The sequence below is a fragment of the Oceanibaculum pacificum genome (assembly GCF_001618175.1).
Lineage (GTDB): Bacteria > Pseudomonadota > Alphaproteobacteria > Oceanibaculales > Oceanibaculaceae > Oceanibaculum > Oceanibaculum pacificum.
Window position 1 is genome coordinate 1 of record NZ_LPXN01000063.1, and the last position, 6,865, is coordinate 6,865.

Annotated in this window: 4 protein-coding genes; all 4 read right to left on the reverse strand. The window is 67.5% G+C overall.

The genetic code is table 11. The features are described from left to right. Positions 1-94 precede the first annotated feature (94 nt). Positions 95-940, reverse strand: a complete 846-nt coding sequence (locus tag AUP43_RS04820) for an AAA family ATPase (RefSeq protein WP_067553330.1) — start codon at positions 938-940, stop codon at positions 95-97. 26 nt (positions 941-966) lie between these two features. Next, positions 967-3,648, reverse strand: a complete 2,682-nt coding sequence (gene alaS, locus AUP43_RS04825; protein ID WP_067553324.1) for an alanine--tRNA ligase — start codon at positions 3,646-3,648, stop codon at positions 967-969. A gap of 390 nt (positions 3,649-4,038) precedes the next feature. Beyond that, complete coding sequence (gene recA, locus AUP43_RS04830; RefSeq protein WP_067553326.1) at positions 4,039-5,121, reverse strand: recombinase RecA; 1,083 nt, start codon at positions 5,119-5,121, stop codon at positions 4,039-4,041. A gap of 124 nt (positions 5,122-5,245) precedes the next feature. Continuing rightward, positions 5,246-6,865, reverse strand: a 1,620-nt coding sequence (locus AUP43_RS04835) for an ATP-binding protein (RefSeq protein ID WP_157089238.1), incomplete at its 5' end; no start/stop codon positions are given.

The window sequence follows — 6,865 nt, forward strand, 5'->3', positions numbered from 1 at the left end:
CCCGCAAGGGGGGAGGGAGAAGGGCTGCACCGCCTCTATCCCCTCCCCCTGGAGGGGGGAGGGTTAGGGTGGGGGTGGCGCACCGGCGTCTCAATTACCGCCCTTCGCGGCGGGCCAGGAAGGCCAGGCGCTCGAACAGCTGCACGTCCTGCTCGCTCTTCAGCAGCGCGCCATAGAGCGGCGGGATGGCGCTCTTGGAATCCTTGGCGCGCAGCGCCTCGGGCGGGATATCCTCGACCATCAGCAGCTTCAGCCAGTCCAGCAGCTCGGAGGTGCCGGGCTTCTTCTTCAGGCCGGGCACGTCGCGCAGCTCGTAGAAGCTGGCGAGCGCCTCGCGCACCAGGGCCTGCTTCACGCCGGGGAAATGCACCTCGACGATCCGCGCCATGGTGTCGGCATCGGGGAAACGGATATAGTGGAAGAAACAGCGGCGCAGGAACGCGTCCGGCAGCTCCTTCTCATTGTTCGAGGTGATGATGACCAGCGGCCGGCGCGCCGCCTTCACCACCTCGCCGGTCTCGTAGACGAAGAATTCCATGCGGTCGAGTTCGAGCAGAAGATCGTTCGGAAACTCGATGTCGGCCTTGTCGATCTCGTCGATCAGCAGCACGGTCGGAGTTTCGACCGCGAAAGCCTCCCACAGCTTGCCGCGCCGGATGTAATTGGCGATGTCCTGCACCTTCGGATCGCCGAGCTGGCTGTCGCGCAGCCGGCTGACGGCGTCGTACTCGTAGAGGCCCTGCTGCGCCTTGGTGGTGGATTTCACATGCCATTCGATGAGGTCGTGGCCCAGCGCCTTGGCCACCTCATGCGCCAGCACGGTCTTGCCGGTGCCGGGCTCGCCCTTCACCAGCAGCGGCCGCTGCAGGGTGATGGCGGCGTTCACCGCCACCATCAGATCTTCGGTGGCGATATAATCCTCGGTGCCGCCGAAGCGGATCGCCCCGTCCTTGCCGTCCATGACCATCAGGCGGCCGCTTTCGCGGCCAGGGCCTGCTCGATGGCGGCCAGCGCGGTGTCGGCCTTGTCGCCGTCCGGGCCGCCGGCCTGGGCCATGTCGGGACGGCCGCCGCCGCCCTTGCCGCCCAGCGCCTCGGAGCCGACGCGCACGAAATCGACCGCGCTGAAGCGCGCCGTCAGATCGTCGGTCACGGCGACCACCAGCGAGGCCTTGCCGTCCTGCACCGCGATCAGCGCGACGACGCCGGAGCCGACCTGCTTCTTCAGCTCGTCGGCCATGCCCTTCAGCTCGCGCGGCGGCACGCCTTCCAGCAGGCGGGCGGCGTATTTCACCCCGCCGACATCCTTGGCGACGGCGGAATCATTGGCCGCCCCGCCACCGCCCCCGCCGCTCGCCAGCCGCTTGCGCAGCTCGACCAGCTCGCGCTCCAGCCGCCGGCGATCCTCGATCAGCGCGGCGACGCGGCCCGGCAGCTCCGAGGGGGCGGCCTTCAGCACGCCGGCGGTTTCCGCCAGCAGGGCCTGCTGCTGCTCGATATGGCTGAGCGCGCCGATGCCAGTGGCCGCCTCGATGCGGCGCACGCCGGCCGAGACCGCGCTTTCGCCCAGAATCTTGAACAGGCCGATATCGCCGGTGCGGCGCACATGGGTGCCGCCGCACAGCTCGGTCGAGAAGCTGGCGAACTTGCCCTTCTCCGGCTCGGCGCCGCCCATCGAGACGACGCGAACCTCCTCGCCGTATTTCTCGCCGAACAGCGCCAGCGCGCCGGCCTCGACCGCCTCGTCCGGCGTCATCAGCGAGGTCTTCACGTCGGCGTTCACCCGGATGCGGGCATTCACCTCGGCCTCGACATCGCGGATTTCCTCCGACGACAGCGCGCGGGGCTGGCTGAAATCGAAGCGGAACCGGTCGGGTGCCACCAGCGAGCCCTTCTGGGTCACATGGTCGCCCAGCCGGCGGCGCAGCGCCTCGTGCAGCAGGTGGGTGGCGGAATGGTTGGCGCGCAGCGCGTCGCGCCGCGTGGTGTCGATGCGGAACTCGGCATCGTCGCCGACCGCGACGCTGCCCTTCACCACCTCGCCGATATGTACATGCAGCGCGCCCAGCTTCTTCTGCGTGTCGCTGACCGCGATCTCCGCCCCGCCGGCGGTGACGATGGTGCCGGTATCGCCGGCCTGGCCGCCGGATTCGGCGTAGAACGGCGTCTGGTTGGCGACCAGCGCCACCTTGTCACCTTGCTTCGCCGCGTCGACCGGCTGGCCGTCGACGACCAGCGCCAGCACCTTGCCCTCGGCCACGTCGGTGTCGTAGCCGAAGAATTCGGTCGCCCCGGCTTTGTCGCGAATGTCGAACCACACGCTTTCGGTTGCGGCCTCGCCGGAGCCGGACCAGGCGGCGCGGGCGGCGGCCTTCTGGCGCGCCATCGCGGTGTCGAAGCCGGCGGTATCGACGCTGCCGCCCTGGCCGCGCAGAATGTCCTGCGTCAGGTCGAGCGGAAAGCCGAACGTGTCATAGAGCTTGAAGGCGACATCGCCGGACAGCGTGCCGCCGCTGCCCAGGCGGCCGGTTTCCTCCTCCAGCAGCTTCAGGCCGCGCTCCAGCATCTGCTTGAAGCGGTTCTCCTCCAGCTTCAGCGTCTCGACGATCAGCGCCTGGGCGCGCACCAGCTCCGGATAGGCCTCGCCCATCTGGCGCACCAGGGCGGGCACCAGACGCCACAGCAGCGGCTCGCGGCAGCCCAGAATATGGGCGTGGCGCATGGCGCGGCGCATGATCCGGCGCAGCACGTAGCCGCGGCCCTCGTTCGACGGCAGCACGCCATCGGCGATCAGGAAGGAACTGGCGCGCAGATGGTCGGCGATGACCCGGTGCGAGGTCTTCAGCGGCCCGTCGGCATCCACGCCAGACGCCTCGGCCGAAGCCTCGATCAGCGCGCGCATCAGGTCGATGTCGTAATTATCGTGCTTGCCCTGCAGCACGGCGGTGATGCGCTCCAGCCCCATGCCGGTGTCGATCGACGGGCGCGGCAGGGCGATGCGGTCGCCCGGCGCGCGCTGCTCGAACTGCATGAACACCAGGTTCCAGATTTCGATGAAGCGGTCGCCATCCTGCTCCGGGCTGCCGGGAGGGCCGCCGGGAATCTTGTCGCCATGATCGTAGAAGATTTCCGAGCACGGGCCGCACGGGCCGGTATCGCCCATCTGCCAGAAATTATCCGAGGTCGGGATGCGGATGATCTTGTCGTCGGTCAGGCCGGCGATCTTCTTCCACAGCCCGTGCGCCTCGTCATCCTCGGCATAGACGGTGACCAGCAGCTTGTCCTTCGGAAGGCCGTATTCCTTGGTGATCAGGGTCCAGGCCAGCTCGATGGCGCGGTCCTTGAAGTAATCGCCGAAGGAGAAATTGCCCAGCATCTCGAAGAAGGTGTGGTGCCGGGCGGTATAGCCGACATTCTCCAGGTCGTTGTGCTTGCCGCCGGCGCGCACGCATTTCTGCGAGGTCGCGGCGCGGTTATAGGCCCGCGTCTCCGCCCCGGTGAACACGTTCTTGAACTGCACCATGCCGGCATTGGTGAACAGCAGCGTGGGGTCGTTGCGCGGCACCAGCGGGCTGGACGCCACCACCTCATGCCCGTTGCGCCCGAAATAATCGAGGAAGGTGCTGCGGATATCGTTCGCCGTGTTCATGCGTGCAATCTTCTACGTCTGTCCAAAGGATGACCCACTATATCGTACCGCCGGCCCGGCCTGTGAAGGGAAGATGCCGACACGGCGAACCGACGGCAAAACGGCGCGCCCCTCACGGAGTCGCACCGCCTCGATCAGCGGGTCTTCGCTTATACGGGCCATGCCGGACACTGTCCAGCGGCAGGGGGCCAGCGGCAGGGGGCCAGCAGCAGGGGACCAGCCGCCCAGCGGAATGCAGGTCCAGCGGAATGGACGCTCGCCTTTGCCCCCTCCCCTTGTCATTGCCGGGCTTTGACCCGGCAAGCCGAGACGGCACAGGCAAGGCGCCGCCCCTGGATGGAATACAGCCGATCCGGAACGCCTGTTACCGTTCAGCGATGATTGCCCCCCTCAATCCTCGGCGGCTTCGGGGCCGTCATCCTCCGGGCCGCCGCCCATCAGGGCTTCGGAGACGATGCCGGCATTGGCGCGGATCTTCTGCTCCAGATCCTGCGCCAGGGCGGTGTTCTCGCGCAGGAAGTTCTTGGCGTTCTCGCGGCCCTGGCCGATGCGCTGGCCGGCATAGGAGAACCAGGCCCCGGATTTCTCCACCAGGCCGGCCTTCACGCCGAGATCGACCAGCTCGCCCATCTTCGACACGCCCTCGCCATACATGATGTCGAACTCGACGACGCGGAACGGCGGCGCCACCTTGTTCTTCACCACCTTCACGCGGGTCTGGTTGCCGACCACCTCGTCCTTGTCCTTGATCGCGCCGATGCGGCGGATGTCGAGACGGACCGAGGCGTAGAATTTCAGCGCGTTGCCGCCGGTGGTGGTCTCCGGGCTGCCGAACATGACGCCGATCTTCATGCGGATCTGGTTGATGAAGATGACCATGCAGCGCGATTTGGAAATCGAGGCGGTCAGCTTGCGCAGCGCCTGGCTCATCAGCCGGGCCTGCAGGCCGACATGACTATCGCCCATCTCGCCTTCCAACTCGGCGCGCGGCACCAGGGCGGCCACGCTGTCGACCACCAGAACGTCGATGGCGCCGGAGCGCACCAGCGTGTCGGCGATCTCCAGCGCCTGCTCGCCGGCGTCGGGCTGCGAAATCAGCAGCTCGTCCACATCGACGCCCAGCTTGCGGGCGTAGGACGGGTCCAGCGCGTGCTCGGCATCGACGAAGGCGCAGGTGCCGCCGGCCTTCTGCGCCTCGGCGACGGTGTGCAGCGCCAGCGTGGTCTTGCCCGAGCTTTCCGGCCCGTAAATCTCAATGACGCGGCCGCGCGGCAGGCCGCCGATGCCGAGCGCGATATCCAGCCCCAGCGAGCCGGTCGACACCGCCTCGATCTCGATGGCGGAATCGCGCTGGCCGAGCTTCATGACAGAGCCCTTGCCGAAAGCGCGTTCGATCTGCCCCAGAGCGGCGTCCAGAGCCTTCTGCTTATCCATGGTATTCCCTTCGACGACGCGAAGAAATTGAGCCGACATGATGATGCTCCCTCTTATTCCACAGGGCGGCGCCGCGGGGCAACGCAGGAGATCAATGTACCCTGTTTGTTCCTTAATGCAATAGATTTTCCTGATTTGTTCTCCAGAAATCGACAGGACCGTCTCAGACGTTCAGCACTTCCTTCACCCGCCCGGCCAGCTGCTTCAGGCTGAACGGCTTGGACAGGAAGCTGATATCCACATCCTCGGCGATGCGCTCGCGCAGCGCATCCTCGGAATAGCCGGAAATGCAGATCACCTTGATGCCGGGCCGGCGCTCGCGCACCTCGCGGATCAGGGTCGGCCCGTCGATGCCGGGCATCACCACATCGGTGATCAGCAGGTCGATCGGCTCCAGATCGCCGGTGAACAGATCGAGCGCCGCTTCGCCGGAGCGCGCCTCGATCACCTTGTAGCCCTTGTTGCGCAGCGCGCGGGCGCTGAACAGCCGCACCGGATCCTCGTCCTCGACCAGCATGATGGTGCCGGCCCCGGTCAGGTCGCGCCCCCTGCCCTCGGCCTCCTCGCCGGCCTCGCCGCGCGCCTCGGCGGCGCCGCGATGCACCGGCAGCAGGATGGAGAAGCCGGTTCCCTCGCCCCTGCGGCTCTCCACCTGGATATAGCCGCCGGTCTGCTTCACGATGCCATAGACGGTCGACAATCCCAGCCCGGTGCCGGACCCGACCGCCTTGGTGGTGAAGAAGGGCTCGAAGATGCGCGGCAGAATCGCCTCCTCAATGCCGCTGCCGGTATCGGCCACTTCGAGGCGCACATAATCGCCGGGCGGCACCTCCTCCTCGCCATAGCGCAGCGGCGTCTCGGTCGACAGATTATCGGTGCTGATGGTCAGCGTGCCGCCGTCCAGCATGGCGTCGCGAGCATTCACGGCGAGGTTCAGAATCACCTGTTCGAGCTGCCCCTGATCGACGCGGATCAGGTTCAGATTGCGGCCATAGCGCATGCGCAGCTGGATGTTCTCGCCCATCACCCGGCGCAGCAGATGCGACAGCTCGGCCAGCACCTCGGAGGCGTCGAGCACGCGCGGCCGCAGCGTCTGCTGGCGCGAGAAGGCCAGCAGCTGGCGCACCAGATTGGCCGCGCGGTTGGCGTTCTGCTTGATCTGCATGATATCGGCGAAGGATTGGTCGCCCGGCCGGTGGCGCAGCAGCAGCAGGTCGCAGAAGCCGATCATCGCGGTCAGCAGATTGTTGAAATCATGCGCCACGCCGCCGGCGAGCTGGCCCACCGCCTGCATCTTCTGCGACTGCACGAACTGCGCCTCCAGCTTCTTGCGCTGGGTGATGTCGAGCAGGTAGAGCATCAGCGCCGGCGCGTCCTCGCTCGCCTCTGGACTGTCGAAGCGGCTGACCAGCAGCGCGCCCACGCGCTCGGCATTCTGCGCCATGCGCAGTTCCACCGCCCCATCCAGCGTATCGCCGGCGACGGCCTTCTCCAGCCGCTCGGCCAGCACGGCGCGGTCCTCCGGCCAGATCAGCTCGGCCAGCGCCATGGCGTCGTCCGGGGTGTGCTGCAGGCCGGTCAGCTCCTGGAACAGCCGGTTGGCCTGCAGCACCCGGCCGTTGCGGTCGGCGAAGGCCGCGGCCAGCGGCGCATTCTCGAATATCTGCCACAGCGCCGTTGCGGTGGAGGGCGGCGGCGCCGCCGCGTCCGGGACGGCCAGGGCGCGCGGGCGCAGCCGCAGCGCCAGCAGGGCGGCCAGAATCGCCGCCAGCCCGGCCAGCAC